32 protein-coding genes are annotated in these 26,279 nt (G+C 65.5%); 17 read left to right on the top strand and 15 right to left on the bottom strand.

What is annotated here, in order from left to right; translation table 11 throughout:
- Nucleotides 1–7: 7 nt before the first annotated feature.
- Together MUN85_RS01435 and MUN85_RS01430 are read right to left on the bottom strand one after the other, a co-directional pair.
- A complete protein-coding gene (locus MUN85_RS01435) occupies nt 8–790 on the bottom strand; it encodes an ABC transporter permease (RefSeq protein WP_250505060.1) in 783 nt (260 codons plus the stop codon).
- Entirely contained in the window at nt 787–1,710 is a 924-nt protein-coding gene (locus tag MUN85_RS01430; protein WP_250505059.1) for an ABC transporter ATP-binding protein, read from the bottom strand. The genes MUN85_RS01435 and MUN85_RS01430 overlap by 4 nt, the downstream gene beginning before the upstream one ends.
- 120 nt (nt 1,711–1,830) lie before the next feature.
- Here MUN85_RS01430 and MUN85_RS01425 point away from each other — a divergent pair, with 120 nt between their 5' ends.
- Together MUN85_RS01425 and MUN85_RS01420 are read left to right on the top strand one after the other, a co-directional pair.
- Nucleotides 1,831–2,922: a sensor histidine kinase gene (locus MUN85_RS01425; RefSeq protein WP_250505058.1), complete on the top strand. Its 1,092-nt coding sequence runs from the start codon at nt 1,831–1,833 to the stop codon at nt 2,920–2,922.
- Nucleotides 2,915–3,571: a response regulator gene (locus MUN85_RS01420; RefSeq protein WP_250505057.1), complete on the top strand. Its 657-nt coding sequence runs from the start codon at nt 2,915–2,917 to the stop codon at nt 3,569–3,571. Before MUN85_RS01425 ends, MUN85_RS01420 begins: the two co-directional genes overlap by 8 nt.
- On the opposite strand, the gene MUN85_RS01415 is transcribed toward MUN85_RS01420, so the two are convergent.
- Together MUN85_RS01415 and MUN85_RS01410 are read right to left on the bottom strand one after the other, a co-directional pair.
- Complete coding sequence (locus MUN85_RS01415; RefSeq protein ID WP_250505056.1) at nt 3,568–3,849, bottom strand: hypothetical protein; 282 nt, start codon at nt 3,847–3,849, stop codon at nt 3,568–3,570. The genes MUN85_RS01420 and MUN85_RS01415 overlap by 4 nt on opposite strands.
- Complete coding sequence (locus tag MUN85_RS01410) at nt 3,836–4,930, bottom strand: alpha/beta hydrolase (RefSeq protein ID WP_250505055.1); 1,095 nt, start codon at nt 4,928–4,930, stop codon at nt 3,836–3,838. Before MUN85_RS01410 ends, MUN85_RS01415 begins: the two co-directional genes overlap by 14 nt.
- A gap of 117 nt (nt 4,931–5,047) precedes the next feature.
- Here MUN85_RS01410 and MUN85_RS01405 point away from each other — a divergent pair, with 117 nt between their 5' ends.
- Nucleotides 5,048–6,178, top strand: a complete 1,131-nt coding sequence (locus MUN85_RS01405; protein ID WP_250505054.1) for a DNA recombination protein RmuC — start codon at nt 5,048–5,050, stop codon at nt 6,176–6,178.
- Here MUN85_RS01405 and MUN85_RS01400 read toward each other — a convergent pair.
- Complete coding sequence (locus MUN85_RS01400) at nt 6,175–7,197, bottom strand: 4-hydroxy-3-methylbut-2-enyl diphosphate reductase (protein ID WP_250505209.1); 1,023 nt, start codon at nt 7,195–7,197, stop codon at nt 6,175–6,177. The two genes, MUN85_RS01405 and MUN85_RS01400, sit on opposite strands and share 4 nt — an antisense overlap.
- A gap of 142 nt (nt 7,198–7,339) precedes the next feature.
- On the opposite strand from MUN85_RS01400, the gene xseA reads away from it, so the two are divergent.
- The 4 genes from xseA to MUN85_RS01380 are packed head-to-tail and all read left to right on the top strand — an operon-like array spanning nt 7,340 to nt 10,385.
- Nucleotides 7,340–8,611, top strand: a complete 1,272-nt coding sequence (xseA, locus tag MUN85_RS01395; RefSeq protein ID WP_250505053.1) for an exodeoxyribonuclease VII large subunit — start codon at nt 7,340–7,342, stop codon at nt 8,609–8,611.
- On the top strand, nt 8,608–8,850 hold the full coding sequence (locus tag MUN85_RS01390) for an exodeoxyribonuclease VII small subunit (protein ID WP_284500813.1): 243 nt from the start codon (nt 8,608–8,610) through the stop codon (nt 8,848–8,850). The genes xseA and MUN85_RS01390 overlap by 4 nt, the downstream gene beginning before the upstream one ends.
- A complete protein-coding gene (locus tag MUN85_RS01385) occupies nt 8,847–9,791 on the top strand; it encodes a carbohydrate kinase family protein (protein WP_250505052.1) in 945 nt (314 codons plus the stop codon). The genes MUN85_RS01390 and MUN85_RS01385 overlap by 4 nt, the downstream gene beginning before the upstream one ends.
- A gap of 18 nt (nt 9,792–9,809) precedes the next feature.
- A complete protein-coding gene (locus tag MUN85_RS01380) occupies nt 9,810–10,385 on the top strand; it encodes a carbonic anhydrase (RefSeq protein ID WP_250505051.1) in 576 nt (191 codons plus the stop codon).
- Here the strand turns inward: MUN85_RS01380 and phoH2 are convergent.
- On the bottom strand, nt 10,382–11,707 hold the full coding sequence (gene phoH2 / locus MUN85_RS01375; protein WP_092563901.1) for an RNA 5'-3' helicase PhoH2: 1,326 nt from the start codon (nt 11,705–11,707) through the stop codon (nt 10,382–10,384). The genes MUN85_RS01380 and phoH2 overlap by 4 nt on opposite strands.
- A gap of 161 nt (nt 11,708–11,868) precedes the next feature.
- Here phoH2 and aroA point away from each other — a divergent pair, with 161 nt between their 5' ends.
- From aroA to MUN85_RS01355, 4 genes are read left to right on the top strand one after another with little or no spacing between them, the layout of a single operon-like run.
- The gene (aroA, locus tag MUN85_RS01370; protein WP_250505050.1) at nt 11,869–13,236 is read left to right on the top strand and encodes a 3-phosphoshikimate 1-carboxyvinyltransferase; all 1,368 of its coding nucleotides are present in this window, start codon (nt 11,869–11,871) and stop codon (nt 13,234–13,236) included.
- A 19-nt stretch (nt 13,237–13,255) separates the two neighbouring features.
- Nucleotides 13,256–14,026 carry a shikimate dehydrogenase family protein gene (locus tag MUN85_RS01365; RefSeq protein WP_250505049.1) on the top strand — a complete coding sequence of 257 codons (771 nt, stop codon included), beginning with the start codon at nt 13,256–13,258 and terminating at the stop codon, nt 14,024–14,026.
- Nucleotides 14,019–15,638 (top strand): bifunctional shikimate kinase/3-dehydroquinate synthase, encoded by a 1,620-nt coding sequence (locus MUN85_RS01360; protein ID WP_250505048.1) that lies wholly within the window; start codon nt 14,019–14,021, stop codon nt 15,636–15,638. Before MUN85_RS01365 ends, MUN85_RS01360 begins: the two co-directional genes overlap by 8 nt.
- Before the next feature lie 2 nt (nt 15,639–15,640).
- Nucleotides 15,641–16,054, top strand: coding sequence for a type II 3-dehydroquinate dehydratase (locus tag MUN85_RS01355; RefSeq protein ID WP_250505047.1), 414 nt, complete (start codon nt 15,641–15,643; stop codon nt 16,052–16,054).
- Here MUN85_RS01355 and MUN85_RS01350 read toward each other — a convergent pair.
- Nucleotides 16,051–16,824 (bottom strand): isoprenyl transferase, encoded by a 774-nt coding sequence (locus MUN85_RS01350; RefSeq protein ID WP_250505046.1) that lies wholly within the window; start codon nt 16,822–16,824, stop codon nt 16,051–16,053. The genes MUN85_RS01355 and MUN85_RS01350 overlap by 4 nt on opposite strands.
- A 199-nt stretch (nt 16,825–17,023) precedes the next feature.
- Between MUN85_RS01350 and trhA the strand changes: the two genes are divergently transcribed.
- On the top strand, nt 17,024–17,689 hold the full coding sequence (gene trhA, locus MUN85_RS01345; protein WP_092564144.1) for a PAQR family membrane homeostasis protein TrhA: 666 nt from the start codon (nt 17,024–17,026) through the stop codon (nt 17,687–17,689).
- A gap of 61 nt (nt 17,690–17,750) precedes the next feature.
- Nucleotides 17,751–18,782, top strand: a complete 1,032-nt coding sequence (locus MUN85_RS01340; protein WP_250505045.1) for a PPK2 family polyphosphate kinase — start codon at nt 17,751–17,753, stop codon at nt 18,780–18,782.
- Here the strand turns inward: MUN85_RS01340 and MUN85_RS01335 are convergent.
- Nucleotides 18,779–19,429, bottom strand: coding sequence for a hypothetical protein (locus MUN85_RS01335; RefSeq protein ID WP_250505044.1), 651 nt, complete (start codon nt 19,427–19,429; stop codon nt 18,779–18,781). The genes MUN85_RS01340 and MUN85_RS01335 overlap by 4 nt on opposite strands.
- Before the next feature lie 49 nt (nt 19,430–19,478).
- Nucleotides 19,479–20,345 carry a mycothiol conjugate amidase Mca gene (gene mca, locus MUN85_RS01330; protein ID WP_284500818.1) on the bottom strand — a complete coding sequence of 289 codons (867 nt, stop codon included), beginning with the start codon at nt 20,343–20,345 and terminating at the stop codon, nt 19,479–19,481.
- A 123-nt stretch (nt 20,346–20,468) separates the two neighbouring features.
- Between mca and MUN85_RS01325 the strand changes: the two genes are divergently transcribed.
- Together MUN85_RS01325 and greA are read left to right on the top strand one after the other, a co-directional pair.
- On the top strand, nt 20,469–20,861 hold the full coding sequence (locus MUN85_RS01325; RefSeq protein ID WP_250505042.1) for a DUF4307 domain-containing protein: 393 nt from the start codon (nt 20,469–20,471) through the stop codon (nt 20,859–20,861).
- 136 nt (nt 20,862–20,997) lie between these two features.
- On the top strand, nt 20,998–21,483 hold the full coding sequence (gene greA, locus MUN85_RS01320) for a transcription elongation factor GreA (RefSeq protein ID WP_431603534.1): 486 nt from the start codon (nt 20,998–21,000) through the stop codon (nt 21,481–21,483).
- Here greA and MUN85_RS01315 read toward each other — a convergent pair whose 3' ends face one another.
- Entirely contained in the window at nt 21,484–23,016 is a 1,533-nt protein-coding gene (locus MUN85_RS01315; protein ID WP_250505040.1) for an AI-2E family transporter, read from the bottom strand.
- Between the two features lie 185 nt (nt 23,017–23,201).
- On the opposite strand from MUN85_RS01315, the gene msrA reads away from it, so the two are divergent.
- Nucleotides 23,202–23,729 carry a peptide-methionine (S)-S-oxide reductase MsrA gene (gene msrA, locus MUN85_RS01310; RefSeq protein ID WP_250505039.1) on the top strand — a complete coding sequence of 176 codons (528 nt, stop codon included), beginning with the start codon at nt 23,202–23,204 and terminating at the stop codon, nt 23,727–23,729.
- Nucleotides 23,730–23,756: 27 nt separating this feature from the next.
- Here the strand turns inward: msrA and MUN85_RS13000 are convergent, their stop codons facing one another.
- From MUN85_RS13000 to MUN85_RS01305, 3 genes are read right to left on the bottom strand one after another with little or no spacing between them, the layout of a single operon-like run.
- A complete protein-coding gene (locus tag MUN85_RS13000) occupies nt 23,757–24,215 on the bottom strand; it encodes a hypothetical protein (protein WP_431603533.1) in 459 nt (152 codons plus the stop codon).
- Between the two features lie 31 nt (nt 24,216–24,246).
- A complete protein-coding gene (locus MUN85_RS12615; protein WP_284500812.1) occupies nt 24,247–24,378 on the bottom strand; it encodes a hypothetical protein in 132 nt (43 codons plus the stop codon).
- A 54-nt stretch (nt 24,379–24,432) separates the two neighbouring features.
- Nucleotides 24,433–24,606 carry a hypothetical protein gene (locus MUN85_RS01305; protein WP_250505038.1) on the bottom strand — a complete coding sequence of 58 codons (174 nt, stop codon included), beginning with the start codon at nt 24,604–24,606 and terminating at the stop codon, nt 24,433–24,435.
- Nucleotides 24,607–25,009: 403 nt separating this feature from the next.
- On the opposite strand from MUN85_RS01305, the gene MUN85_RS01300 reads away from it, so the two are divergent.
- Nucleotides 25,010–25,162 (top strand): hypothetical protein, encoded by a 153-nt coding sequence (locus MUN85_RS01300; protein ID WP_250505037.1) that lies wholly within the window; start codon nt 25,010–25,012, stop codon nt 25,160–25,162.
- Here the strand turns inward: MUN85_RS01300 and MUN85_RS01295 are convergent.
- Together MUN85_RS01295 and MUN85_RS01290 are read right to left on the bottom strand one after the other, a co-directional pair.
- Complete coding sequence (locus tag MUN85_RS01295; protein WP_250505036.1) at nt 25,116–25,700, bottom strand: protein-L-isoaspartate O-methyltransferase family protein; 585 nt, start codon at nt 25,698–25,700, stop codon at nt 25,116–25,118. The genes MUN85_RS01300 and MUN85_RS01295 overlap by 47 nt on opposite strands.
- A 1-nt stretch (nt 25,701) precedes the next feature.
- On the bottom strand, nt 25,702–26,262 hold the full coding sequence (locus MUN85_RS01290) for a GNAT family N-acetyltransferase (protein WP_250505035.1): 561 nt from the start codon (nt 26,260–26,262) through the stop codon (nt 25,702–25,704).
- Nucleotides 26,263–26,279 lie beyond the last annotated feature (17 nt).

The following is a 26,279-nucleotide window of genomic DNA, read 5'->3' as shown; positions in this document are numbered from 1 at the left end:
TGTGCCGTTAGCGACGCTCGCGGCGCTGTTCCAGCCGGTAACCGGCTATCGCGAGGACGCTCGCGGCGAGAAACCACGCGGCGACAATGCCCGCCGAGAGCCACAGGTTGATGGCGGGGTCCGTCATGATGAATTCGAGGTCAGCCGGCTCGGCGAGCGTACGCCAGGCCAGGGCGCCGAAGTGGTAGGTCGGCAGGAAGGGCGCGACCTTCTGGAAGACCTCGGGCAGCTGGGCGAGCGGCATGAAGAAGCCGGAGAGGAAGGACAGCGGCAAAAAGACGAGGTTAACGATCGTCGTCGCCGCTCCCGGGCGCGCCCAGTAGGCGATGGCCGCCCCGAACGGCGCGAACCAGATAGCGCCGCTGACGCAGATCGCGGCGGCGGCAAGGGCGCGCGGCCAGTGAAAGTCCACCTTGCCGAACAGGCTCGCGGTGGCGAGCAGGAGGGCGACCATCGCGATGGCGAAGATGATGTTCATCGCGAGTTTGCCGCCGAAGTACGTCGTCATCGTCATCGGGGTCGCGCGCATCCGGCGCAGCCAGCCCTGGGCGCGCTCGGTGGCGAGATCCGATCCGAAGGAGAACAGCGACTGGCTCACGACGCCGTAGGCCGCAAAGGAGACGACGAGGATCCCGGGCACGGCAAGGCCCGAGGGCAAGACGTTATCGCGGTTGGTGAGGCCAAACATGGCAAAGAGGATGACCGGCAGCAGCACGACGCCGACGACGTATTCGGGCAGGCGACGAAAGCGGGTGACTTCGGCGCGGATTTGGGCGGCCAGTGCGCTCATGCGTGGGCCTCGACTTTCTGGTTGTTCGCGACGTGGATGAAGGCGTCCTCCAGGGAGGCGCGGGTGACGGTGAGCTGGCTGAAGGGCAGGCCGGAGGTGACGAGCGCCGCGACGGTGGCGTCTGCGTCGGTGGCGGCAAGGCGCAGCCCGTCGGCGCTCTGTTCGACACCGATGACGCCCGTGAGCTCACCGAAGCGCTCGGCGGGCGCCTCGGATTGGAAGGCGAGGATCATGCGCGCGGATTTCGCGGCGAGCTCAGTTGGACTGCCGTCGGCGACGATCCGGCCGCCCGCGAGCATGATGACGCGTTCAGCATTGGCTTCGACCTCCGCGAGGTTATGGGAGGAGAAGATGACCGTCGCGCCGCGGGCCGTGAAGGCAGCGAGGCCCTCCCAAAATCGCCGCCGGGCCATGACGTCGAGGGCGGCGGTGGGTTCGTCGAGGTAGAGGACGTCGGGATCGCCGATGATGGCGATGCCAAAGCTCAGGCGCTGGCGCTGACCGCCAGAGAGCTGGCCGACGGTCTTGGTGCGGTGGGCCGTGAGGTCGGCAAAGTCGAGGACCTCCGCGACGGGCAGCGGCGCCGGGTAATAGTGGCCGACGAGGTCGAGGATCTCGGCGGCAGTCAGCGAGGTGGGCGCATCGGTATCCTGCAGCATCGCGCCGACACGGGCGCGTACCGCCCGATCCGTGGGCGAACCGCCAAGCACGCGCACGGACCCGCTCGTGGGCACCTGCAGCCCGAGCATCATCTCGATCGTCGTGGTCTTGCCGGCGCCATTCGGCCCGAGGATCGCCGTCGTCGTGCCGGTGGCGATCTCAAAGGAGACGCCGTCGACGGCCCGAATCTCCTCTGTCGTGCGGGAGCTGCGGGCCGAGAAGATCTTGGTCAGGTCGGTGGCGTGCACTGCGGAGTTCATGTCTTTCACGCTAGGGGCGGCTCGCGCTAGCGGGCAGGGTCCGCGGTCACGAGTATCGCGGGTGCCCACCCATGACTTGTGGCACCTGTGGGCGATCGCGCCGCCCGCTACGGTGGAGTCATGAATCCCCCTGGCGACGCCATCGATCCGCTCGAACGCGGCCTCGGTTGGGTCGGGATCGGCGCCTATGGCCTCATTGGCGTCGCGGCCGCGAGTCTGCTGCCGCCCCTGCCCGCGCTGTTCTGGGTCTGCTACGGGATCGGTCTCCTCGGGCATCTCGTCATGTTCGTTGCGCGCAACGTGACGGTGGAGCGCGCGGCCGCCGTCGTCATTGCGCTCAGCACCCTCGCGCTGCCGCTCATTGACGTCGCGGGCGGCCTCGCCTTTGTGGCGCTCGTGATTGCCGCCGCCGTCGTCGCACTCCAGTTTTCGCAGCGCGCTGGCTACGTCTTCGTCGCGGCCCAGTGCCTCGTAGCGCTGGCCAATCCCGGCCTCGACTGGCTGATCAACGTCCTGCTGATTGCTCTGCTCTCGCTGTTCGCGGTGTTCGTCTCTGGCTTGCTGCTACGCGAGGCCAAGGCCCGCGCCGAGCTAGCTGCCGCGCAATCCAAACTGGCCGAGACGACGCGCGCTGCCGAACGCCTGCGGATTTCTCGCGACCTGCACGACCGCGTCGGGCACCAGCTGTCCGCGCTCGCGGTGAACCTCGAGGCGGCGAGCCACCTGACGGCGGGCGCGCCGACTCATGACCACGTCGAACAATCCCGCCTGCTCGCCAAGCGCGCGCTGTCGGAGATCAGGGAGGTCGTCTCCCAGCTTCGCGGCGATGACGACGACCCGTTCCTCGCGCGGCTTGAGGCCTTCGTCCGCCGCATTCCCTCCCCCAGGCTGATTGTCGATATCGCGCCGGACTTCACGGTCGATCCGGAGCTCGTGGGGGACCTCCTGCTTGCCACGCAAGAGGCGATCACCAACGCGGTGCGGCACGCGGATGCCTCCGCGATCCGGGTTCGCGGCGTGCGCGAAGGCGGCCTGCTGCGGCTTCGCATTACCGACGATGGCCATGGCGTGAACGAACTCGCGGTGGGCAATGGCATGCGGGGCATGGTCGAACGCATGAGCGCGATCGGCGGCAGCGCCCACTTCGATCCGGACCCGCCCGGCTTTACCGTCGAGCTCACTGCCCCGGCCGCTAGGAGCGTGCATGTCTAACCGGCTTCGAGTTCTCCTCGCGGACGATCAATTCCTGGTGCGCGCCGGGATCGTCTCCCTGCTCGGGCTCGATCCCGGCATCGACGTCGTCGCGGAAGCAAGCGATGGCGAGCAGGCCCTCGAGCTCGTCGCGAGCCACCGGCCCGATGTGCTCCTGCTCGACCTTCGCATGCCCCGCCTCGACGGTATCGGCGTCCTGACGCGACTGCGGGAGGACAACGATCCCACGCCCGTTCTCGTGTTGACCACCTTCGACGACGATGAGCAGGTCGTCGCCGCGATGCGCGCCGGAGCGCGCGGCTATCTGCTGAAGGACGTCACGCTCGAGGAACTCACGGCTGCGCTGCGGCAGGTTGCGGCCGGGCAGCGCTATATTCAGCCCGCGATTACGGCCACCCTGGTCGCGCACTTTGCTGACCCGGAACCGGCTGAGCCGCCCGCCTATATCCCGCGCCTGACCGACCGCGAGCTCGATGTGCTCAGGCTGCTCGCGGCCGGTTGGCCGAATCGGGATATCGCCGAATCGCTTCACCTTGCGGAAGGCACGGTCAAGAACCACGTCTCGGCGATTATGGACAAGCTCGGCGTGCGCGATCGGACGAAGGCGGTCTTGCGGGCGCTCGAGCTGGGCTTGTTGTCGCGTTCCTAGCCGAATAGGTCCGCAAATGAGCTGTAGAACCAGCCGATGCGGTTAACGAGCAGGAAAACCAGGGCACAGAACAGGAGCTGTCCCAGCACCATTGCGGCCGGAGCCAGCCGTTGCAGCCACCGCCGCTTGGAGGTCGGCTCAGTATCGCGCGCGAGCTCGGGGCCGATGATCGCGATCAGCAGACAGACCAGCGTCAGCACACCGACGATCGTCGCCAGCTTGGCAGAGGTCAGGCCCAGGGGCGTTGATGGTCCCCACATGAGGTCAGTTGCGAACACTGTTTTCTCCGATCCACTTCAGCGCGGCGGGGAACTGCTTGTACCAGTTCTTCCAGCCGTGGCCGCCCTTGTCGTAGGGCAAGACGTCAATGCGGTCGCCGGGCTTGGCCTTCGCCTTGATTGCGTTCGCATCCTCAATCGTTCCCGGATCATCCTTCGAGCCGATCAGCAGCAGACGGACGGGAATCTCGCGGTCCTTGTTCGCGACGAGTGCCGTCAGCTTGTTGGCATCGCGCACACTTGGGTTGTTCGCCAGGCCGCCGTCGATCGGCGTGTTGTAGCCGTGGAACCACACGTTGGCGCCAAAGACGTCGGGATGGGTGAGAGCAAGCCTCGTCGAACAGTACGCCCCGGCACTGACGCCGGTGATCGTCCAGTCATCCTTGTTCGTCGAGACGTTGTAGTTCGCGCGAATCACGTTGGGGACGTCGTTGACGATCCACGATTCGACCTTCGGTCGGCCCGTGAAGTCGGCGCAGTCGGTCGCCTGACCGAAGATGTTCATCGACGTGCTCACCACAATGGTGGGCGGCAGCGTTCCCGCATCGATCGCTTCCTGGACCCACTTTTGTACGCCGATCGCGGTCTGAATCGCTCCGGCCCGTCCCGGGTTTCCGGGGAGTGAATAAATGACGTTGTACGGCCCCTTCGAAGGGTCGTAGCCGCGCGGCGTCCACACGCGAATTTCTTCCGTAATGCCCGACGTCGGGCCGGTGAAGCTGACCTTCTTAATGCCTTCTTCATCGGAGTCGACAAAGTTGACTTTGTAGGGCGAATCCTCCGGCGTATTGCTCGGCTCGATCGGGTCCGCAACTACCTCGGTAGGAGCGCCTTTCGGGACGAAAACCGAGAAGTACTCAAAGGCGTCGCCCGCCTGCTTAAAAAAGTCAAAATGCCGGTTGACCATGAGCGCGCCCGTCGTCACCGCAAGTACGCAGGCGGCGAGGGTCGCAAGGAGGCGCTGGAGAATTCTCAAGAAGCGGCCGCCTGGCGCACGGTAGATCAAGAAGATCGCGAGCGCCGTCATCGCCAGGGTGATGATGATGGCGCCGGCGATCACCGGGGTACTCGTTATATCCACGTTATGAAATTCTTGTGTTTGGACCTGGTAGAAACATCAACCGCCAGGCGGACACATGTATGAGGGTTTCTCCGACTAGACGGCGATCGTGTCGGTACGGTGCGTCATGCTGGGAGCATGGATGCCTTAACACTCGTGTTCGTTGTCCTCGCGCTGGCCGTGGGAGTCGCACTCGGCTACCTGCTCGCCGGCCGGAAGGACTCGGCAGAAAAGACCGCGATGGCCATGCGGATCGGGACCGCCGAAGGCAAAGTCGCCGAGCTGACCGCGCTGGCCGAGCGCCAGGCCGAAGACGAGGCCGGCTACCGCTCCCTGCAGCGCATGGTCGGCCCCCTGGAGACGCGGCTCATCGAACTTCATCGCCAGGTCACCACCACCGAGCGGGACCAGGCGGCTGCCGCCGCCGAACTGCGCGAGCAGTTGAAGGCACATGCGCTCACCGGAGCCGAGCTCTCCCGCAGCACCTCGATGCTCGCCGGGGCGCTGCGCAACGCCTCGAGCCGTGGCATGTGGGGTGAGGTGGAACTCGAGCGGCTCGTGGAAGCAGCCGGAATGCAGCGGCACACCGACTTCACGACGCAAACGGGGCTCGCCGGTGGCGCTCGACCGGACATGATCATTCACCTGCCCGCCGGCGCCGCCATCGCGCTCGATGCCAAGGTCCCCTTCGATGCCTATCTGCTCGCGACCGAACTCGTGGAGGACCCGAGCGCCGAGGCCGCCGCCCGGCGCACGGAGCTGCTGAAGGAGCACGCAAAGTCAATGAAGCGCCACATCGATGCGCTCGCCGCCCGCAACTACCCCGAGGCGCTCAATGGCGGAATCGACCTGACCGTCATGTTTGTTCCTGCCGAGCCCCTTCTCGCCGCCGCGTGCACCACGGATCCAACGCTCTTGGAATACGCCCTGCGGAAACGCATCTCGCTCGCCACCCCGGTCTCGCTGCTCGCGATTCTGCGCAATATTGCCGCCACCTGGTCCCGGGAGGAAGTGAGTGAGCGGGCAAGTCAATTGCTGGAGGCAAGCCAGGAGATGGTGCGGCGCCTCGCCACGTTTGCGCAGCACCTCGATGGGGTTGGTAAATCGCTCGACGGTTCGATCAAGGCCTATAACAAGGCCGTGGGATCGTTCGATTCGCGACTTACCGTGCACGCACGGGCGCTCGCCGACCTCGGCGTTGCCGACGTTCCGCAGGTCCGCCAGGTCGAGGTCGCGCCCCGAACGGTCAGCTACCAGGACGAGGATTAGTCGTTGCGTCGCACCTTGTGCGGGCGGTCCGGCTGGTAGCCGGCCGCTTTCAGGTCGGCACGCAGGTTCTTTGGCAGCGAGAAGATGATGTCCTCCGTGGCGGTGCGGACTTCCTCAACCCGGCCAATCCCCAGCTCGCCGAGGCGAGTGACAACCTCGCGGACCAGGATCTCGGGCACCGAAGCGCCCGACGTCAGGCCCACGGTCTTCGCATCCTTGACCCATTCCGGGTCGACCTCATCGGCCTTGTCGACGCGGTAGGCCGCGCGCGCACCAGCCTCGAGGGCCACCTCGACGAGGCGCACCGAGTTTGACGAGTTCGCCGATCCGACGACGATGACGACATCGCAGTCAGGTGCCAGCTTCTTCACCGCAACCTGGCGGTTTTGCGTCGCGTAGCAAATATCGTCCGAAGGCGGGTCCTGCAGCTTGGGGAACCGCTTGCGCAACAGGCCGACGGTCTCCATCGTTTCGTCCACGCTCAACGTCGTTTGCGAAAGCCACACGACCTTATCGGGATCACGAACCTCGACCTTATCGACCTCATGCGGGCCGTTGACCACCTGGATGTGGTCGGGGGCCTCACCGTGTGTGCCCTCGACTTCTTCGTGCCCATCGTGACCGATGAGCAGAATGTCGTAGTCGCCGTTGGCGAACCGCACGGCCTCCTTGTGGACCTTCGTCACCAGCGGGCACGTGGCATCGATGGTCTGCAACTGGCGCTGGGCCGCCTCCGCATGGACCTGCGGGGAGACACCATGGGCGGAAAAGACGACCCGCGCGCCTTCGGGCACCTCATCGGTTTCCGAAACGAAAATCGCTCCGCGCTTTGTCAGCGTCTCGACAACGAACTTGTTGTGCACGATTTCCTTGCGGACATACACCGGCGCACCGTAGTGTTCGAGCGCCTTTTCGACCGCGTCGACGGCACGGTCGACGCCCGCGCAATACCCGCGCGGGGCGGCGAGCAAGATCTTGCGATCGGGATCGGCATCGACTCCCGGAGTCACCGCCGGGATCTCATCGGGGAACGCGGACGCACCTGCAAGCGAAGTCGGAGTAGTCACGATCCCTAGGCTACCGTGACGACCGATTTGCCGCGTTGGGGTGTGACACGTTCATCGGCCCTGCCATGTCCGTGCACTCTGACATGCTTAAGACATGCCGCCAATCGATCGTTCGCTTGCCGCTACCGCACGGGAGACCTCCGCAGAGAACCCGTGGCCCTTGCGCCTGCTCAATACCAAGATCGATGAGTACATCAAAAAGATGAGCCCGCTGTGGGTGGAGGGCCAACTCGTCCAGGTCAATCGCCGTCCCGGCGCCGCCATGGTTTTCATGACGCTGCGCGATACCGACACCGATATGTCGATGAATGTCTCGATGTTCGCTCGGGACTTCGACGCCATCGAGGTGCCGATCGATGACGGGGCACACGTCGTGTTGCACGCCAAGCCGACGTTTTGGGTCAAGCGCGGTTCCCTGCAGCTGCAGGCCAAGGAGATTCGCTCCGTCGGGCTCGGGGCGCTGCTCGCGAAGCTAGAAGAACTCAAGCGCTTGCTCGCAGCCGAAGGACTGTTCGATCCCAAGCGCAAGGTCCCACTACCCTTCCTGCCGCGCCGCATTGGGCTTGTGTGCGGGCGGGAATCAAAGGCCGAGCACGACGTTGTCGTGAACGCTCGGGCGCGCTGGCCCGGAATCGAATTCGACATCCGGGAAGTCGCCGTTCAGGGCGCCTACGCGGTAGCCGAAGTATGCGAGGCGATCGAATCGCTCGATGCCGATCCGGCCGTTGACGTCATCATCGTCGCGCGCGGCGGCGGCAGCGTGGAAGACCTCCTGCCGTTTTCCAATGAGCGCATGGTTCGGGTCGCGTCCGCGTGCGTCACTCCCCTCGTGTCCGCCATCGGGCATGAGACCGATACCCCGTTACTCGATCTCGTCGCCGATTTTCGCGCCTCCACACCCACGGACGCGGCCCGCCGCGTCGTGCCCGATGTCGCTGAGGAGCGCCGGCAGTTGTCCGTCGCGCAAGCGCGCCTCAACCAGGCAATTGAGCTGCGGCTGCAGCGAGAAGCCGAAGGCCTCGCGGCGCTGCGCCGCCATCCCGTCATGGCCCGCCCCGAGGTCATGCTCGACCGGCAGGCCGAGCTCCTGGTTTCGACTCGCGAGCGCCTCTCCCGGCACGTCGCTCATCTCATCGACCTCGCCGCGGCCGATATCACCCGGCTGCGTTCACGGGTGCGGGACCTCTCCCCCGCGACGGTCTTGGAGCGAGGCTACGCCGTCGTGCGTGACCGCGACGGCCACGTCATCACCGACGCCGAACAGACCACCGTCGGTGACCGTTATGACGTCATCGTCCATCGCGGCCGGATCGGCGTCGAAGTCGTTGCCGCCACCACCGAGAGCTTCACGGAAGGATCCTCATGACAGACCAACGCCCCGATATTGCCTCCCTCGGCTACGAACAAGCGCGAGACGAATTAGTCCGCGTCGTCCAACAACTAGAGTCCGGCGGTGCCGGCCTGGAAGAATCACTACAGCTGTGGGAACGCGGCGAAGCCCTCGCCAACCGATGCGAGGAGTGGCTCGCAGGCGCGCGGGAGCGACTCGCGGAAGCCAAGGCTCGCCGCGATCAGCCTGAGGATTCACCCGAGGAGAGTTCATGACCGGCACCATTCTCGTGATCGGCGAGGCTCTGATCGACGAAGTCCACCGCGGCGAGGACGTCGCCCGCCATCCAGGTGGCTCGCCCGCTAACGTCGCGCTCGGTCTCGCTCGCCTCGATAACGAGGTCACGCTCCTATCGCAATGGGGCAGCGACGACGATGGCGAGCTCCTAGCCGATCACCTGACGGACTCCGGGGTTGAGATCTTTCCCGGCACCCGCACCGCGGCAGATACCTCCCGCGCCATCGCGACGCTCGATGAGACGGGCGCCGCGACCTACGATTTCCAGCTCACGTGGGACCCCCAACCCAATGGCGACTTCTCCGAGGTGTACCACGTCCATACCGGATCGATCGCCACCGTGATCCAGCCCGGTGCCGCCACGGTCGAACGCCTCGTCGCCGCACTGCGCTCCCAGGCAACGATCTCCCTAGACCCCAATGCCCGGCCGACCCTCATGGGTGAACCTCACGAGGCGTTCGCTCAGATCTCGCAGTTGCTCGTCAATGCCGACATCGTCAAGGCCTCCGATGAGGACGTGGATTGGTTCACCGGTGGTAGCCCTGTCACGGCCGTGGCCCGGGAATGGCTCGAACGCGGGGCAGGCCTCGTCGTCATCACCAAAGGGGCCGACGGCGTGAGCGTCTACAGTGCTAGCGGCGAGGCATCCCAGCCCGCATTTTCCACGACCGTCGCCGATACGGTGGGCGCGGGCGATTCGCTCATGGGCGGGCTCATCGATGCCCTCGGTCGCCTCGACCTGCTCGGGGCCCACCGCCGCCAGGAACTCAAGGCCATCAGCCAGGATGACCTTTCCAAGGTCGTGACGTGGGCGAGCGCGATTTCTGCGATCACCGTCTCGCGCGATGGCGCGAACCCGCCAACGACCGCCGAGGTTCGGGACTTCCTATCTGAGCGGGACATCGCCTCCCCCTTTTAGGATCGGTAAGCTGCCACCATGACGAATGCGTGGCACACCCCCGACGGGGCCCTGCAGCTCCTGATCGAAGGCAACACTCGCTTCGCCTCCGGGCACCCGCACCACCCCCGCCAGGACGCCGCCGCGCGCGCCACGCTCCTGAAGGGCCAAACACCGCACACCTGCGTGATTTCCTGCGCGGATTCGCGCGTCCCCCCGGAAATCCTGTTTGATCAGGGCTTCGGCGACATGTTCGTCGTGCGCAACGGCGGCCACATCCCCACCGATGTCGTCATCGCCTCAGCCGAATTCGCGCACGTCGTCGCCAAATGCTCCCTCATCGTCGTTCTCGGGCACGAGGGCTGCAAGGCCTTGGAGTTTGCGCGAGCAATCCGCGCTGGCGAGGACGTCAACCTGCCCGGCTCAACCTCGGTGTTGACCAACGGTGTCATCGCCGATCTCGTCAACGACGACGGTTCGCTCTTCCCCACGGTCTCGCGCATCGTCGATCGGCTCCGCGGCTCCCAGGTCATCACGAAAGCCGAAAACGCCGGCAAGATCCGCGTGCTCGGTGCCGGATACCACCTGCACAGCGGCCTGGTGGAGTGGCTCTAGTCCAGCAGGCTTGTCACGAGATCAGCGATCTCGCTTCGCTCCGACTTCGTGAGCGTCACGTGCGCGAAAAGCTTGTGGTTCTTCAGCTTTTCGATCACGGCCACGACGCCGTCGTGGCGTCCCACGCGAAGGTTGTCGCGCTGAGCGATGTCGTGGGTGAGAATCACCTTCGCGTTCTGGCCCACGCGCGATAGGACCGTCAAAAGGACATTGCGTTCCAGCGACTGCGCCTCATCGACGATGACGAAGGCATCGTGCAGCGTGCGGCCACGAATGTGGGTGAGCGGCAGGATCTCAAGCAGGCCGCGCGTTGCCACTTCTTCGGTCACCTCCGGAGCAACGACGGCCGACAGCGTGTCATAGACGGCCTGGCCCCACGGGTCCATCTTTTCCGCCTCCGAGCCGGGAAGATAGCCCAGCTGCTGACCGCCCACGGCATATAGGGGACGGAAGACCATGATCTTACGGTATTTGCGCTGCTCGAGGGTGAGTTCCAAGCCCGCCGCGAGGGCGAGCGCCGACTTACCGGTTCCGGCGCGACCGCCGAGGGAGAGGATCCCGATGTCATCGTTCATGAGGTGCTCGATCGCGACCCGCTGTTCGGCGCTGCGCCCGCGCAGTCCGAAGATCTCGCGATCGGTGCGGATGACACGCAGTTTACCGTCGGCCCCGACCGTGCCGAGCGCTGAGCCACGCGCGGAGGTCAGGATCACCCCGGTATGGATCGGCTGGTCGGCCAGCTCATCGCCGGCCAGCAAGTTATCGATCTCGAGCTCGCCGTGTTCCCACAGCTGCGACATTTCCTCTTCGGTCAGCTCGGCCCGCGTCATGCCCGTCCAGCCGGACTCGATGACCTGCTGCGCCAAATACTCTTCGGATGCGAGGCCGACGGCAGAGGCCTTCACACGCATCGGCAGATCCTTGGAGACCACGACGACGTCGTGGCCGTCGGCCGCGAGCTGTGCGGCGACGGAAAGGATCCGCGAATCGTTGTCCCCGAGCTGGAGCCCAGACGGCAGCGCATCGGACTTCTCGTGCTGCAAATCGACCCACAGCCGGCCGCCGTCGCCGACGGGAACCGGCATATCTAGCCGGCCAAACTCGACGCGCAGGTCATCGAGCGCGTGCAGGGCCTGGCGGGCGTAGTAGCCGAGTTCGGGGTGGGAGCGTTTCAGCTCGAGTTCCGTGACCACGATGATCGGAAGCACGACATCATGCTCCGCGAATCGCTGCAGGGCGCCGGGATCGGACAGGAGAACGGAGGTGTCGATGAGATAGGTGCGCACACCCTCTCGACGTTCGATGAGCGGTGTGGACGTCATATCTGAAACCTAACCGGCAAGCCGGCTGCGTGCATGCTCGCCGCGCCAACGGGCGGCAAGGCCGCCAAGAGTTTGCCCGCTGCTCACCTCGCCGCTACTCGGACAGGGCGACCACCACCTTCGCGCTGCGCCACAATAGGGGCAGCGACGAAGGAGAAATCATGAGCTTGCGGCCCGCGCGCCTCGCCGGAACGATCACGGTTCCGGCCAATAAATCGGTGGCCCAACGCGCCCTCATTGCCTCCGCCCTGGCCGGCGAGCGCCTCACCGATCCGCCGCAGTTGCGCATCGAGAATCCCGGCGCCGACATCGTCTCCACCGCGCACGCGATGGCGGACCTCGGCGCCCTCAGCATCGACGTCCTGACCGACGACCTGCTGGTCGCGACTTGCTATGGCGCCCCCGACACCCTCGGTACCCCCGACGCGCCCCTCGTTCTCGATTGCGGAAACTCGGGAACCGGCATGCGGCTGCTCATGGGAGCCCTCGCCAGCCTGCTCGCCGATCGCGAGGGCGCCGTCACCCTCACCGGGGATTCCTCACTGTCGAGCCGGCCCATGGATCGGGTGGCCGCGCCGCTGCGCGAGATGGGTGCTCGCATCGAAACCTCAAAGGGCACCGCCCCCGTCACGATCACCGGCCCGGCCCCGCTGCACCCCATCGATATCGAGCTGCCCGTGCCCTCGGCCCAGGTCCTCGCCGCCCTGTGCTTTGCCGCGCTCGCCGCCCCCGGCACCACCCGTATCACGCTGCCTGGCCCTTCCCGCGACCACACCGAGCGCTTCTTTGCCTTTTGTGGCGTCGACATCCGCCGCGAGGGCGCCCCGCAAACCCGCACGACGATCACCGGCCCCGCCCGCCTCACGCTGCGCGAATTCAGTGTCCCCGGCGACGAGTCCTCCGCGGCGTTCTGGCTCGTGGCGGCCACCATCCACCCCGACGCCGACCTCACGCTGCCCGCCGTCGGCCTGAACCCGACCCGCACGGCCCTGATCGCCACGCTGCGCCACATGGGCGCCGACATCACGCTCACCCCCGATGACACGACCGGCCCCGAGCCCTCCGGCACGATCGAGGTCCGCTCCGCACCGCTGCTGTCCCCCATCACCATCGCGGGCGCCGAAACCGCAGACCTCATCGACGAACTGCCCATCCTCGCCCTCGCGATGGCGGGCGCCGGCGGCACCAGCGAACTTCGCGATGCCGCCGAGATGCGTGTCAAGGAATCCGACCGCATCGCCCTGACCTGCGCGATGCTCACCGCCGCCGGCATCGACGTCACCGAAACTCCCGACGGCTGGCGCATCACGGGCTCGCCGCGCCGCTACCCCACCGCCGACGCACCGCCCGAGGCGATCCGGACCGACGGCGATCACCGCATCGCCATGGCCGCCGCGATCCTCACCGCGAGCCAGCTGGCGCCCCGGGCGATCATCGCCGACGATCCGCACTGCGCGGCGGTCTCCTATCCCGGCTTCGCGGCCGATCTCGCCGCGGCAACTGAACGCCGCGACGCGCCGCAGCAGTGATCCGGGGGATACTAGGCGCATGACCGGGCGCACGTTCACTCTCTTTGGCCATCACATCGGCTATTCGGCCTCCCCGGTGATCATGGCCGCGGCCTTCGCCGCCCTCGACATGCCCCACCGCTACACGCTGAGCGACGTCAGCCCCGAGGACTTTCCCGCCGCACTGAACGCGCTGCGCGGCACCGACGGCGGCGCCAATGTCACCGTCCCGCACAAGCAGCGCGCCGCCGAACTCGTCGACGAACTCACGGGCCCGGCCGCGCGCCTGGGCGCCGTCAACACGATCGAGGTCGACGGCGACCGCCTCATCGGCCACAACACCGATTATCCCGCGATCCTCGACGAGCTCGACGCCCTCGGAACAACGCCTCGCCGGGCCGCGGTCCTCGGCGCGGGCGGCGCCGCAAGCGCCGTCACCCTGGCCCTTGCCGAGCGCGGTATCGAGGCCACAACGCTCGCGCGCCGGACCGGCACCTGGGGGCAGATTGCGGCCGAAGTGCCGCGCTGCGACCTGCTCATTAACGCCACCCCAATCGGCACGCAGTCCGAGGAACTGCCCGTTGATCGCGGCTTGCTGCGCAGCGATCTCGCGGTCTTTGATCTCGTCTACCGGCCCACGCCCACCGCGCTCGTGGCCGCCGCCCGCGAGCTCGGCGCACCCGCGCGCGCCGGCGCCGGAATGCTCGCCGGCCAGGGCGCCCGCGCCCTTGAGATCTGGACGGGAACCGAGGTTCCGGTGCGCCTTATGCTTACCGCCCTGCTGACAACCCTGGGAGCCAGCCATGTCTAGTGTCATCCTCGTCGGAATGCCCGGCGTCGGAAAGACGACCGTCGGGACCGAGCTTGCGCGCTCGCTCAACCTGCCCTTTATCGACCTCGACGAGGTCTTTGCCCGCGAGGAGAAGGCGAGCCCCGCGGACTATATCCGCGCCCACGGCGAGGCTGCATTCCGCGCCCGCGAGAGCGCGCTCATCACCCGGATCGTCACGGGCGATGCCGCCGTCTACGCCACGGGCGGTGGCGCCGTCGTCGATCCGATCGCACGCTGGCACCTGTGGCACGCGGGCACCGTCGTCTGGCTCGACGCGCCCGATCACGTGCTGCGCAACCGGTTGTCGATGGATGAAACGCAGCGACCGCTCACGACGACGGCCGAGCAACTCGCCGAGCGCCGTACCCAACGGCTGCCCTACTACCGCGCGGCCGATATCCACGTCGATTCGACCGCGCAGGCCGAGCGGATCGCCGCCCACATCGCCCAGCAACTCGCCGATCTCAGCCGGGCGCGCGCGGCCGGCCGGCCCGATCCGGGCCGCCTGCTGTTCAAGATGATGACGCGCCGAGATCACCCCATGGGCCCGGCGCAGGCGACGATCGCCTTTGCCGACCGGCTGCCCGGCGCCTTCCTGTCCGATCTCATCGCGAACGCCTCGGCCGGCACACCGGTGCTCGTCGCGGATAAGAACCCCGCCGCCGCGCACCCCGACCTCATGAGCATTCTGCCGAGCTCGCGGCAGTGGCTGCTCGACGCCGGGGAGGAAAACAAGCGCCTCGCCACCGCCGAAGCGCTGCTGGAGTTCGCCGCGAGCGTGCGTGCTGAACGCAAGGACGCCTGGCTGGCGCTCGGCGGCGGCACGACGGGCGACCTCGTCGGCACCGCCGCGGCGCTGTACATGCGCGGCGCGCCGCTCATCCAACTGCCGACGACGTGGCTCGCGATGAGCGATGCCGCGATCGGCGGCAAGGTCGCCGTAGACCTGTCGGCCGCGAAGAACTCCGCGGGCGCGTTCTGGCCGCCCGTCGCCGTCATCGCCGACGTGTCCACGCTGACCTCGCTGCCGCGTGATCTCCTGCTCGATGGCATGGGCGAAACCCTGAAGTCGGGCCTCATCGGCGATCCCTGGCTCTTCGACCTCGTCGAGGCCAAGGGCCGCGCCGCCCTGTCGACGAGCGAGCCCGATCTGGCGGCGCGCTACGCCATGATCGAGCGGTCCGCGCTGCTCAAGCTCGGCGTCGTCGAGCGCGATCCCTTCGAGGAGGGCGAGCGCCGCAACCTGAACCTCGGCCACACGATCGGCCACGCGCTCGAGATCGAATCCGGCTACCGCCTGCCCCACGGCCGCGCCGTCATCTTGGGCCTGCGCGCCGTCGCCCACATCGCCCGCGGGCGCGGCGCCGATCCGGCCTTCATTCAGCGCATCGACGACGTCGCGGCGGACCTCGGCTTCGAACTCACCCGCCGCTTCGATCCCGCCGTCGTCACGAGCGCCCTGAAGGGCGACAAGAAATCCCATCGCGGCAAGGTGCGCTGGATCCTGCCGATGGCGCTCGGCGAGGTCGTCCAGGCCGATGACGTGAGTGAAGCAGAAGTCGATGCGGCCCTCGCGGCCATCTCGGAGTAGCCATGCGTATCCTCGTCGTCAACGGCCCGAACCTTGCGATGCTCGGCACCCGCCAGCCGGAGATTTACGGCTCGATGAGCCTTGCCGAGATCATCGCGGCGATGCGCGAGCACGCCGCAGAGCGCGGCCATGAGCTCGCTGATTTCCAGTCCAATCACGAAGGCAGCGCGATCGACCGGCTCGAGCAGCGCGACTTCGATGCGCTCATCATCAACCCCGGCGCGTGGACGCACTACTCCTATGCGCTGCGCGACGCCCTGGCCGCGCTGAGCTGCCCCATCATCGAGGTGCATATCTCCGACGTCGAGGCACGCGAGGAGTTCCGCAAGATCAACGTCATCCGCGACGTGACGAGCGCCCACATTGTCGGCCGCGGCTGGCCGGGCTACCTCGAGGCGATCGACGCGCTCGGCTAACGCCCCATCCGCCGTTCGCGCTGCCCGTAGTCACGCAGCGCGCGCAAGAAATCGGTGCGCCGAAAATCCGGCCAGTACGCCTCACAGAAGTAGTACTCGGAGTGCACGGATTGCCACAGCAAAAAGCCGCCGAGGCGCTGCTCCCCGCTCGTGCGGATGACGAGGTCCGGATCGGGTAGACCCGCGGTGTACAGGTGCGCGGTGATGTCCTCGACGGTGAGCGAATCGGCGACCTCACCGAGTTCGCGGCCGCTCGCGGCCTGGGAGCGCAGGAAGTTTCGCACGGCGTCAGTGATCTCGTGCCGGCCCCCATAGCCTACGGCGACGTTGACGACCATCGCGTCCTTCGCCACCCCGCTGCGGCGATTGCGCGCTTCGGCCTCCGCCAAACAGGTGCTGGCCGCCTCGGGCAGCAGTTCGAGCGCTCCGGTGACCCGCAGGCGCCACCGCCCGTCGTCGGCGATCTTGTCGACGGCGCCGCAGATGATGTCGAGCAGCTGGCTGAGCTCGTCGCTGGAGCGCGAGAGGTTATCGGTGGACAGCATCCACAGGGTGACAACGTCGACGCCCGTATCCGCGCTCCAGGTGAGCAGCTCGGAGATTTTGTCGGCGCCCTTTTGGTGGCCGTGGGAGGCGGGCGTGCCCAGGGCCTTGGCCCAGCGCCGATTGCCGTCCAAAATGACGCCGATATGCCGCGGAACGTTGTGCTTGTCGAGCTGGCGCGCAAGCCGTCGCTCGTACATCGGATACAGCAGCGAGCTCAAAGCCATGTGCGTTCCTTCCTCGCGGGTGCGTGGCGGGTTTCCCTTCCGTCATTGTGTCAGGAAAATAGGGACGTGAGATGGACTTCTTCTGCTCGACTCTATCCAACACGTGTGGTTACGATGGCGTAGGTTACGAGTGCGTAAGTTAGGAGGGTTCATGACTCATCGCGTGAAGCTTCGCTCGACGTCATCCACGTCTGCCCGCATGGCTGATCGGATGGAGGATATGTTCGAACAGGTCAAGCCCCGCTTCCGCGGCTGGATCCACGCCGTCACCGCTCCGCTCGCGCTCGCCGCCGGCATTGTCCTCATTGCGCTGACCCCGACCGCCATGGGCAAGATCGCGGTCTCCATCTTTGCCGCCAGCACCGTCGTGCTGTTTGGGCATTCGGCGGTCTATCACCGCGGCACGTGGTCCGCGAAGGTCGGGGCGATCCTGCGCCGGATGGATCACGCCAACATCTTCTTGCTCATCGCCGGAACCTATACCCCGCTCTCGCTCTTCCTCCTCGACCGCGCCACCGCGACGACGGTGCTCACCGTCGTGTGGGGCGGCGCGCTCGCCGGCATCCTGCTGCGCGTGCTGTGGCTGCACGCCCCACGCTGGCTGTATGTGCCGCTATACATCGCCCTTGGCTGGGTAGCCGTCTGGTTCCTGCCGCAGTTCTGGCACGCCGGTGGGCCCGCGATCGTGTGGCTCGTGGTCGCCGGCGGTATCTCCTACACGCTCGGGGCCGTCGTCTACGCGCTGAAGTGGCCGGATCCCGCACCGCGCTGGTTCGGCTTCCACGAGATTTTCCACGTCTGCACGGTCATCGGGTACGCCTGCCACTGCGTCGCGGTCTTTATGGCTGCGCTCACCTTGCGCTAGCGAGGTAACGCGCGTGGTGACGCGCGGAGCTCTAGGCTGGTGGCATCGAAAGGAGCCACCGATGTCAGCCTTCCTCACTCCCCCTTGGGAACTTCACCGCGCGGGCGCCGATACCGTCCTGGCCGATATCGATCCCGATGCCACGCCCGGCTGGGACGCAGGCAAATCCGCCGCCGAAGAGTTCATGGCGGCGCGCGGCGAACTGCTATCCGAACTGCAAGAACGGCTCTATGCCAACGGTCGCAGCGGCGGTGACAAGTCCGTGCTCCTGGTCGTGCAGGGAATGGATACCTCGGGCAAGGGCGGCGTCGTCCGACACGTGCTTGGGATGGTTGACCCCCAGGGTGTCGCACTGCGATCCTTTGGAGTGCCGACGGCAGAGGAAAAGAAGCATCACTATCTGTGGCGAATCCGCCGCGCCCTGCCGCCGGCCGGCAAGATCGGTGTCTTTGACCGTTCGCACTACGAGGACGTCCTCGTCGTTCGGGTCGACAAGCTCGAACCGAAGACGGTGTGGGAGCCACGCTACGAGGAGCTCGTGAAGTTCGAGCAGAAGGCGGTCGACAGCGGCATCACCGTGATCAAGGTGATGCTGCATATCTCCAAGGAGGAGCAGGGGCTGCGCCTCATGGAGCGCCTGGACCGGGCAGATAAGCACTGGAAGTTCAACCCGCATGACATCGATGCGCGCTCCAAATGGGAGGACTACCAGCAGGCCTACCAGGATGCGATCCAAAGGACGAGCACCGACGAAGCGCCCTGGTACGTCGTGCCCGCCAACAGCAAGTGGTACTCGCGACTCGTGATCACCGAGTTGCTGACCAAGGCCCTGCTGGACCTGGATCTGCAGTGGCCCACTCCGCGCTGGCACGTCGATGTCCAGCAGCGGCGGTTGAAGGAGACCATGGAGCCCGAGACGATCGAGCTCGCGGACAAGAACGCGCCGAAGGCCGAGGCAAAGACCGAGGCCGAGCGCGAAGAGCTGCAGGAAATGGTCGCCGACTTCGTCGACGACTACGAGCCGAACGACTCTAAGGACGACGGCAAAAAAGACAAGAAGAAAAAGAAGGACAAGAAAAAGAAGAAGTCCTAGCCTTCGAACCTCTCTCGCAGCCAGCTAGCGAGGGTGCCGTCAGCGATTCGCGCGTCGATGAGTTCATGCTCGCTCGGGTCCTCGATCACGACGACGAGGTGTTCCTCATCGCGCGCATCATCGCGGGCCATGATGACCTCGCCGTCTTCGCTGCCGGCCATCGCGAATGATGGCGACAGGCCTAACTCTTGGAGCGTGGTCCAGACGATCTCGGCACGCTTCTCATACGATTCGCTGAAGCGTCCCTCGTCTCCGCCCCACACGGAAGGAATGCCGTCCGGAGTACGGGGGAAGGGAGTGGACGCTAGGTCGCCGCGGCGCTCGAGCTCTTCCCGCGCTTCACTGTCCGGGTCGTATTCGGGAGCACGTTGCCCCAGGACGGTCTGCGCGTAAGGCCCTTGGGTGGGCTTGAGATTCGGGTCGATCGGAATGTGGCGACGCCGGTCTCCTGACGCTTCACCGTAAAGCTCTTCTTCCCGCTCATCGGCGTGGAACGTGGCCTTGCGGATGTGTCGCGAAAACGAGCTGAACAGCAGCCAGCCGCAGATCGCGAGCACAAGGAAGGTCATGAATCCGTAGATGCCGGGCGACACGAGGTACGGATCGATCTTCGCCGGCGGCGAGGGCTCAACACTTAGCCAAATCATGGACGGGGCACACCCTTTGATCGCGAATTTCTGCTGTCTTCAGTCTATGTCAGCGGACTTTGTCGCTGTCCGTGCCATCGTCGATTCCGGCGAACAGGTCATCTTCCATTTCGGCGACGTCTACGACCGTGCGAGCCAGCTCGAACTCTTCCCACGGCCAGACTTCAGCTTCGAGATCGCGTGGCACTTGGAAGAAGAACCCTTCGGGGTCGATCTGGGTGGCGTGTGCGCGCAGCGCAGCGTCTCGCTGCGGGAAGTAGTCACTGACCTCGATCCGAGCGGTCGCGGTGCGCTGCGGGCGATCACCCCTGCTCTTGAGCCATTCCATAAAGGGAGACTCCAGATCCCGTTCGATCATCGCGTCGTGAATCGCGACCAGTCGATCCTGGCTGAACGAGACGTCATAGTAGACCTTTGAGACCTGCCACGGCTCACCCAATTCCGGGTGGTAGTCCGGGTCCGCTGCGGCATCGACCGCGGCAAGCGAAATCTTGTGGGTGGCAATGTGATCGGGGTGCGGGTAACCGCCGATCTCGTTGTATGTGGTGAGCACATGCGGCCGAAAATCTCGGATCTGGGCCACGAGCGCGGGCACGGTCTGCGAATCGGGCGCCAATGCAAAGCAGCCTTCCGGCAGTGGCGGCATCGGATCGCCCTCGGGCAGACCGGAATCGACAAACCCCAGCCAGGCGTGTTCGATCCCAAGCGCCCGGGCTGCGGCGGCCATTTCGGAGCGGCGCACGGTCACGAGGTTATCGATGATCTGGGCATCGTTTTCGAGGCGGGGATTAAGAATGTCGCCGCGTTCACCGCCAGTGCAGGTGACAACGCGCACCCGGTGGCCCTCGGCGACATACTTCGCCATCGTGCCGGCCCCCTTACTCGCCTCGTCATCAGGATGGGCATGCACTGCCATCATCCGCATAGGTGTCACCTCACATAGGACATGTCCGATTAACTCCAAGTGATCTTACTCGGAAGGTCTTACCGCACGCGCCCCCAGGTCAGCTGTGAGCTGAAGTCTGGCTAGGATGAGGCCATGACCTCCACCGATCAATACCTGCGCGACCGCTACGGTTCGCCCGAGGGAAAGAACCGGTTACTCTGGCTCGGTGGCGCCATCGCGGGTCTCCTCATAGCTATCTGGTTGATTTCGCAAGCTGTTGCGATCATGAGCCCGCAAGCACACTCCGACGTCCTCGGCTCGACCGTGAACTCGGACTCCTCGATCACGGTGCGTTACAACGTCACCAGCGATCTGGATGCCACCGTCCGCTGCACCGTACGGGCGTTCAATGAGAACTCCATCGAGGTCGGCGTCAACGAGGTCGAGACCACAATCGAGACGCAACCGACCACCGTGGAGGTCGAACTCATGACGACCCAGCGAGCAGCTCGCGGGGATGTCACCGACTGCATCGTGCTCAAATAGCGGAAATTCAGCGAGCGCTGCGAAAAGTCGCGGTGCTATAATCGAGCGATCAACCGCTGAGCTACCAGATTTTTACAGCTGTGTAGCGATGTTTCACCTCGGCGAAGGGCCGGGGTGGTCTTTTTTGTATGGAGGAATCGTGACTGAGACCTGGCTGACGCAAGAGTCCTACGACCGCCTGAGCGCTGAGCTTGAACACCTCAGCACGGAGGGCCGCGCCGAAGTTGTCGCTCGCATCGATGCCGCGCGTCAGGAAGGCGATCTGAAGGAAAATGGCGGCTACCACGCTGCCCGGGACGAGCAGTCCAAGCTCGAGGCCCGCATCCAGCAGCTGACCGAACTACTGCGCGACGCGCAGGTTGGCGAAGCCCCCGCCGACGACGGCGTGGCAGAGCCTGGCACCGTCGTACACGCGAAGGTCGATGGCAAGGACATGACGTTCCTCATCGGCTCGCGGGAAGCGGCCGTCGATGTGGACCCGGCCCTGAAGGTGTTCTCGGAGTCCTCCCCGATCGGCGCAGCCGTCATCGGCCACAAGGTCGGCGACAGCGTGTCCTATGAAGCACCGAACGGCTCGACCGTGAAGGTGAAGATCACCGAGGTCGAGCCGTTCCGTAGCTAGTTAATCTCTGGGCGCATCCTTGGTGCGCTCATCGGCCGCGTCCGCGTGGGCTTTCGCCTGCTCCGCATGATCGGTAGCAGATTCGGCATCAGCCTTCGCGGATGCGGCTTTTTGCTTGGCCAGCGCGGCCTTGACCTTGGCTTTTTCGGCGCGAATCGCGGCGCGCTCTGATTCGGTCAGGTCCTCGATCTCGTCTTCGTTAATCCCATCGACGATCTCGGCGGCCTCGCGGTGCTCCGCAACATCGATGGAGTCCTCGAACGTGCCTTCGATCTGTTCCGAGAATGCTCCCGGTGCCCCTCCGGGGCGAGCCGGGTCGGAGGCGAGCGCCGGGAATTTATCTCGACCGTTGAAGTACAAAATCACGGTGTTCAAGAAGGCGACGAACGGCACGACAAACAGGGCACCCACGATGCCCGCGATATACGTCGCGCCCGCCACCGCGAGCAGCACCGCAACAGGATGCAGAGAAACCGCGTGGCCCATGAGGAAGGGCTGCAGCACGTTACCTTCGATCTGCTGAACCGCGAGAACCACGATGAGCATGAAGACCGCGGTCGACAAGCCATGGGATACAAGCGCGACAAGAACTGCGATCGTGCCGGTGACGAGGGCACCAACAATCGGCACGAAGGAGCCGAGGAAGACGAGCACACCGAGCGGGAGGTACAGCGGGACTCCCAGCAGCCAGGCGCCGACGCCAATACCAATCGCATCGACGGCCGCCACCAGGATCTGGGTGCGGGCGTAGCCGCGAAGCGACAGCCAGCCGCGAATCGCGGCTTCGTGCGTGCGCTCGCGAGCGCCGACCGGCAGCAGGCGGACGCACCACAGCCAGATCCGTCGGCCTTCCATCAGGAAGAAGAACAGGCAGAAAATCGCGATGAGTGCGCCGGACAGGACCTGGCCGAGCGAGGAGGCAATGCTCAGAGCGCCGGAAGCCAGGGTGGTCGCGTTGTCCTGAACCTTGGAGACCAGCTCCGCCTGGAACTCGTTGATCTTGGTCGCATCGATATGCAGGGGCCCTTCGGACAGCCACGTGAGCAACCGGTCAAAACCGGCGGCGGCGGAATCCGCGATATCCGCGAAACCGTCGACGAGTGCCTGGCCAGCGAAGGTCAGCAGCGCCGCAATCGCCGCAAGGGTACCGACGACGGTCGTGAGTGCAGCAAGGGCGCGCGGGAAACGCAGGTAGCGACGAAGCCACTGGTTGATGGGTTCGAGCAAGACCGCGATCAGGGTCGCGACCAGCAGCGGAACGACGATGATCTGCATCCAGTACAGCGCGTAGACGAGGACAGCAAGCCCCGTCACGATGATCAGCAGGCGCCACGACCACTCAGCTGCCGCCCGTACGCTCCAGGGCACTACGGCGTCGGGATCGTCATCGGTTTTCGCGTTGACGGAGACGAGTGCCTCTTCCGGAAAACGATTGGTGTTGCCAGCCGCGCGAACACGCTCAGCCGACTCCACCATCTTCATTTTCGAGGTGCGGGCGATCGTGCGAATCCAATTCGGGGTCGCAGGTGACATGGTGAGCATCGCTTTCGACGAATAATCGGTACTGGATACGACTGTAGTTTACGGCGCGCCACTCAGCTCATTGACTTGCGACGCCGCAAATCAGGGCGCGCAGCAAGATTTCACTCCTGCGCGCTACGCCAGCGACGTATCGCTCCCTCTTCAGTCGGATTGACATGCTGAGTTACGATCACGCTATGTCGAATTCTCCAGCCTCCCAGGAATCTATTGGTCTCGCCCTCGGTTGCTTCTGGGGCGCCCAAAAACTCCTCGATTCCCTCGACGGGGTAAGCGAGACGACCGTCGGTTACATGGGCGGCGACGCTTCCCATCCGTCCTACCGCCAGGTATGTAGCGGCAACACCGGGCACGCGGAGACTGTGTGGGTGACCTACGACCCGGAGCAGATCGATGTCGCTGACATCCTCAAGGTGTTCTTGGAAAACCACGATCCGACTCAGGGCGATCGTCAGGGCAATGACGTTGGCAGCCAGTACCGCTCGGTTGTGTTCCCGACGACGACGGAGCAGGCGGCAACTGCTCGCCAGCTCATCGCCGATTATGAGCCGCGCCTAGCCGAGGCCGGATACGGGCCGATCACGACGACGGTCGAAGAACCCGGCGCCCACGAGTATTGGCTGGCCGAAGAAGAACACCAGCACTACTTGAAGAAAAACCCGTTCGGATACTGCCCGGTTCACGCCACCGGCGTGACCTGTGGCTAGTTCTCACCCCGGCAATGTGATTTCACTTCAGACTACGCGGCTGCATCCGCCATCACTCCTGACGAGGCCGTTGCAAAGCGACACCTCCAGCGATTTATGTCCGGACATGATGATCCCCGGCACGGCTACTGGCTGGTTGAGCGCCGGGACCGGGGTGGCACGGCCGAACCCGTGGGAATGATCCTGGTCAAACCCATTCCGCCTTCCGGTGGCGCAGCGCCGACAGAAACGGAAATCGGCTGGCGCGTCATGAGCGCCACGGCGGGAACGGGTACATGAGTAGGCCCCGATCCCTCGATGCCACCCGCGCCCATCGAGTAACCGTTCGCGAATGGCTGGTTCGAGTCGGGTCGTTGAAGGCAGGTCCTCCAGGTCGTAGGGCGGACGGCGATCGAAGACGAAGAACACCACCCCGTCGACATCCTCGAGACTCTCAGCGATCCGCCAGCGCCGCGCAAAGTGAGCGAGGTTGGATCCTGGAGTGATCTCCTCAAGTGCGGGATTTAGCAGCCAAGAGTCACACCAAAAGGTGCGAGCAAACTCGGGCCGCGAATAGATCCGCGACGTCCTCGGTATCGAAACCAAGCTCGTCAACAATGGGCTCGAGCCTCGAGCGGGCGAGGCGCTCACGCACCTGGGAGGAGTCCATTGGTTCAGCCTAGTTGGCCGCCCGCCCCCGGCGCTGACGGCAGAGTACAGTTACCTAGCCGGAGCGAATGAAGTGGACACCACCATGCACGCAGCCGATAGCCACGACCTCATCAAAGTGCGAGGCGCCCGAGTCAATAACCTGAAAGATATCGACGTCGATCTGCCCAAACGCCGCCTGACCGTCGTCACGGGCGTCGCCGGCAGCGGGAAGTCCTCGCTCATCCACGGCTCGCCGGCCTGCTCGATCCCATCCGGACGATGTTTGCGAAGGCTAACGGCGTCAAACCAGCGCTCTTCTCGCCAAACTCGGCGGGCGCCTGCCCCACCTGCAGCGGCCAGGGCGTCATCTACACCGACCTCACCATGATGGCGGGCGTCGCGACGACGTGCCCCGAATGCGAGGGCCGGCGCTTCCTGCCAGAAGTATTGACCTATCGGCTCGACGGGCACACGATCGCCGACGTCCTGGACATGACGGTGGAGCGCGCCGCGGAGGTTTTCACGAGCGGCAAGCCGAAGAAGATCCTCGCGACCCTCATCGACGTGGGCCTCGGTTACCTGCGCCTGGGCCAGCCGCTCTCGACGCTGTCAGGCGGTGAGCGACAGCGGATCAACACAACCTCGCTATCATGGCGCAGGCCGATCACCTCATTGACGTCGGCCCCGGCGCCGGACATGACGGCGGCGAGATCGTCTTCACCGGCACGCCGCGTGAGCTCGCGGCCGCCGAGACCCTCACCGGCCAGGCGCTTTCGGCCTACAGCAAGGGCACGAAGGTGTAGGCACCGTGCTCGCTGATCGCGATCTCGCCGTCGTGACCGCGTCGCACCCGTACCATCGTCGTGCCCACGGGATCACCATGATGCCGCCGGGCGCGAGCTGGTCGATGAGCTGGCTCGGCAGCTCGCGAGCTGAGGCCGACACGAGGATGCGGTCAAAGGGAGCCTCCTGCGGAACGCCGAGCACGCCCGGCTCAGCGAGGCGAATGCTCGCCCAAGGCCGGTTCATCGCCGCAAGGTTTGCGCTGCCGAACTCGGCGAGCTCGGTGACGCGTTCGGTGCCGATCACGAGTCCGCCCGGCCCGACGAGATGAGCGCGCAGCGCCGTCGACCACCCGCTGCCGGCTCCAACATCGAGGACCCGGGCGCCGGGTGGGACCTCGAGCAGGTTGAGCATGTCGGCAACGGTGCGCGGCTGCGAGTTCGTCTGCCCGTGCCCGATCGGGATGGGCATATCCCAGGTGGCGTGCGCACGCGATCGCTCGGGCAGGAACCCCTGGCGAGGAGTTGCCGTGAAGGCGTCGCTGACGCGTGGATCCATCTCAGCTGTGCTCCCCGATCAGGGGCGGCCAGGTCGAGGTATCCGCCGCGAGCGTCTCACACGTAGGAACCGGGTCATCGTGCAGCCGGCCGTAGGTGCGCACGTCGAGGCGCTCGCCGTCGATGAGGAATTTGCCGCGCTCGACCCCCTCCCACGTGAAGCCGGCCGCGAGCGCCACCCGGCCCGAGGCAGGATTGTTCGCGCGGTGGCCAAGCTCCAGGCGTTCGAGCCCGCCCTCGCCAAGCGCCCAGTTGGCGACGGTCGTCGTGGCGCGCGAGGTCAGTCCCTTGCCGCGGTGCTCGGCGTGCATCCAGTACCAGACCCAGCCGACGAGGTTCACGCGATCAACGCTGATCCCCACGCAGCCCACGACGTGGTCCACTACGACGATCCCGAAGGCGCGCGTCGCGGAATCGACGCCACTCGCCCACCGCGTATATGCCGCCGCGCTCGCCTCATCGCGAACATCGCCTTGCCGCGCCATATCGGGCGCGGATGAGAACGCGGCGAGGACATCGCCGGCACCCTGTAGCTGGAGCGGTCGCAGTGTCGCTAAGGTCATGCCTCATTATCGCCCAC

It is taken from the genome of Bowdeniella massiliensis (genome assembly GCF_023634005.1).
GTDB lineage: Bacteria > Actinomycetota > Actinomycetes > Actinomycetales > Actinomycetaceae > Bowdeniella > Bowdeniella massiliensis.
Note: the sequence above shows the minus strand (reverse complement) of the source record. Positions and strands in the feature narration are given on the sequence as shown.

Excerpts from the sequence above, each read along its gene's own strand:
- MUN85_RS01435 (WP_250505060.1), bottom strand. The coding sequence starts at position 790 with ATGAGCGCACTGGCCGCCCAAATCCGCGCCGAAGTCACCCGCTTTCGT.
- MUN85_RS01430 (WP_250505059.1), bottom strand. The coding sequence starts at position 1,710 with ATGAACTCCGCAGTGCACGCCACCGACCTGACCAAGATCTTCTCGGCC.
- MUN85_RS01425 (WP_250505058.1), top strand. The coding sequence starts at position 1,831 with ATGAATCCCCCTGGCGACGCCATCGATCCGCTCGAACGCGGCCTCGGT.
- MUN85_RS01420 (WP_250505057.1), top strand. The coding sequence starts at position 2,915 with ATGTCTAACCGGCTTCGAGTTCTCCTCGCGGACGATCAATTCCTGGTG.
- MUN85_RS01405 (WP_250505054.1), top strand. The coding sequence starts at position 5,048 with ATGGATGCCTTAACACTCGTGTTCGTTGTCCTCGCGCTGGCCGTGGGA.
- xseA (WP_250505053.1), top strand. The coding sequence starts at position 7,340 with ATGCCGCCAATCGATCGTTCGCTTGCCGCTACCGCACGGGAGACCTCC.
- MUN85_RS01390 (WP_284500813.1), top strand. The coding sequence starts at position 8,608 with ATGACAGACCAACGCCCCGATATTGCCTCCCTCGGCTACGAACAAGCG.
- MUN85_RS01385 (WP_250505052.1), top strand. The coding sequence starts at position 8,847 with ATGACCGGCACCATTCTCGTGATCGGCGAGGCTCTGATCGACGAAGTC.
- MUN85_RS01380 (WP_250505051.1), top strand. The coding sequence starts at position 9,810 with ATGACGAATGCGTGGCACACCCCCGACGGGGCCCTGCAGCTCCTGATC.
- phoH2 (WP_092563901.1), bottom strand. The coding sequence starts at position 11,707 with ATGACGTCCACACCGCTCATCGAACGTCGAGAGGGTGTGCGCACCTAT.
- aroA (WP_250505050.1), top strand. The coding sequence starts at position 11,869 with ATGAGCTTGCGGCCCGCGCGCCTCGCCGGAACGATCACGGTTCCGGCC.
- MUN85_RS01365 (WP_250505049.1), top strand. The coding sequence starts at position 13,256 with ATGACCGGGCGCACGTTCACTCTCTTTGGCCATCACATCGGCTATTCG.
- MUN85_RS01360 (WP_250505048.1), top strand. The coding sequence starts at position 14,019 with ATGTCTAGTGTCATCCTCGTCGGAATGCCCGGCGTCGGAAAGACGACC.
- MUN85_RS01355 (WP_250505047.1), top strand. The coding sequence starts at position 15,641 with ATGCGTATCCTCGTCGTCAACGGCCCGAACCTTGCGATGCTCGGCACC.
- MUN85_RS01350 (WP_250505046.1), bottom strand. The coding sequence starts at position 16,824 with ATGGCTTTGAGCTCGCTGCTGTATCCGATGTACGAGCGACGGCTTGCG.
- trhA (WP_092564144.1), top strand. The coding sequence starts at position 17,024 with ATGGCTGATCGGATGGAGGATATGTTCGAACAGGTCAAGCCCCGCTTC.
- MUN85_RS01340 (WP_250505045.1), top strand. The coding sequence starts at position 17,751 with ATGTCAGCCTTCCTCACTCCCCCTTGGGAACTTCACCGCGCGGGCGCC.
- MUN85_RS01335 (WP_250505044.1), bottom strand. The coding sequence starts at position 19,429 with ATGATTTGGCTAAGTGTTGAGCCCTCGCCGCCGGCGAAGATCGATCCG.
- mca (WP_284500818.1), bottom strand. The coding sequence starts at position 20,345 with ATGGCAGTGCATGCCCATCCTGATGACGAGGCGAGTAAGGGGGCCGGC.
- MUN85_RS01325 (WP_250505042.1), top strand. The coding sequence starts at position 20,469 with ATGACCTCCACCGATCAATACCTGCGCGACCGCTACGGTTCGCCCGAG.
- MUN85_RS01315 (WP_250505040.1), bottom strand. The coding sequence starts at position 23,016 with ATGTCACCTGCGACCCCGAATTGGATTCGCACGATCGCCCGCACCTCG.
- msrA (WP_250505039.1), top strand. The coding sequence starts at position 23,202 with ATGTCGAATTCTCCAGCCTCCCAGGAATCTATTGGTCTCGCCCTCGGT.
- MUN85_RS12615 (WP_284500812.1), bottom strand. The coding sequence starts at position 24,378 with ATGGACTCCTCCCAGGTGCGTGAGCGCCTCGCCCGCTCGAGGCTCGAG.
- MUN85_RS01300 (WP_250505037.1), top strand. The coding sequence starts at position 25,010 with ATGGCGCAGGCCGATCACCTCATTGACGTCGGCCCCGGCGCCGGACAT.
- MUN85_RS01295 (WP_250505036.1), bottom strand. The coding sequence starts at position 25,700 with ATGGATCCACGCGTCAGCGACGCCTTCACGGCAACTCCTCGCCAGGGG.
- MUN85_RS01290 (WP_250505035.1), bottom strand. The coding sequence starts at position 26,262 with ATGACCTTAGCGACACTGCGACCGCTCCAGCTACAGGGTGCCGGCGAT.